The following is a 1,447-nucleotide window of genomic DNA, read 5'->3' on the forward strand; positions in this document are numbered from 1 at the left end:
CGGCTGGCTGCGGGGCTGACGCCGGAGGTGAGCGCGGTCCTGGCCCGCCACCCCCTGCGGGAACTGGTCACCGCGAGCGACCCGCACCCCCTGCTCGTCGAACGCGAACGCGCCCTGTACGGCGCCTGGTACGAGTTCTTCCCCCGCTCCGAAGGCACCCCCACCCGGCCCCACGGCACCTTCCGCACCGCCGCCCGACGCCTGCCCGCCATCGCCGCCATGGGCTTCGACGTCGTCTACCTCCCCCCCATCCACCCCATCGGCACCACCCACCGAAAAGGCCGCAACAACACCCTGACCGCCCACCCCGACGACGTCGGCGTCCCCTGGGCCATCGGCTCCCCCGAAGGCGGCCACGACACCGTCCACCCCGACCTCGGCACCCTCGACGACTTCGACCACTTCGTCACCCAGGCCCACACCCACGGCCTGGAGATCGCCCTCGACCTCGCCCTGCAGTGCTCCCCCGACCACCCCTGGGTCGACAAACACCCCGAGTGGTTCCACCACCGCGCCGACGGCACCATCGCCCACGCCGAGAACCCGCCCAAGAAATACCAGGACATCCACCCCGTCGCCTTCGACACCGACCTCGACGGACTGATCACCGAAACCCTGCGGATCCTGCACCACTGGATGGACCACGGCGTACGCATCTTCCGCGTCGACAACCCCCACACCAAACCCGTCCTCTTCTGGGAACGGCTCCTGGACGAGGTCCGCCGCACCGACCCCGACGTGATCTTCCTGGCCGAGGCCTTCACCCGCCCCGCCATGATGCACACCCTCGCCCAGATCGGCTTCCAGCAGTCCTACACCTACTTCACCTGGCGCACCACGAAACAGGAACTGACCGACTACCTCACCGAACTGACCGGCGACTCCGCCGCCTACATGCGGCCCAACCTGTTCGTGAACACCCCCGACATCCTGCACGCCTACCTCCAGCACGGCGGCCGCCCCGCCTTCGAGGTCCGCGCCGTCCTCGCCGCCACCCTCTCCCCCACCTGGGGCGTCTACAGCGGCTACGAACTCTGCGAGAACACCCCCCTCGCAGAAGGCAGCGAGGAATACCTCCACTCCGAGAAGTACCAGCTCCGCCCCCGCGACTGGGACACCGCCGCCCGCGAGGGCCGCACCATCGCCCCCCTCATCACCCGCCTCAACCACCTCCGCCGCCGCCATCCCGCGCTCAGGCGCCTGCGCAACCTGCGCTTCCACCCGACCGACAACGACGCCGTGATCGCGTACAGCAAGACCACCGGCCCGGACACCGTCCTCGTGGTCGCCAACCTCGACCCGCACCGCACCCAGGAGGCGACGGTCTCGTTGGACATGCCGCAGCTCGGCCTGGACCGGCACGAGTCGGTGCCGGTGCGCGACGAGCTCACCGGCGAGACCTACCACTGGGGCAGGGCCAACTACGTGCGCCTCGAACCGGGCCGGC

Annotated in this window: 1 protein-coding gene; it reads left to right on the top strand. The window is 70.1% G+C overall.

Going from position 1 to position 1,447, the window contains the following annotated elements:
- Positions 1–1,447, top strand: a 1,447-nt coding sequence (locus P3H78_RS33110; protein WP_276112875.1) for an alpha-amylase family glycosyl hydrolase, incomplete at both ends; no start/stop codon positions are given.

The sequence above is a fragment of the Streptomyces tropicalis genome (assembly GCF_029269835.1).
In the GTDB taxonomy this organism is placed as follows: Bacteria; Actinomycetota; Actinomycetes; order Streptomycetales; family Streptomycetaceae; genus Streptomyces; species Streptomyces tropicalis.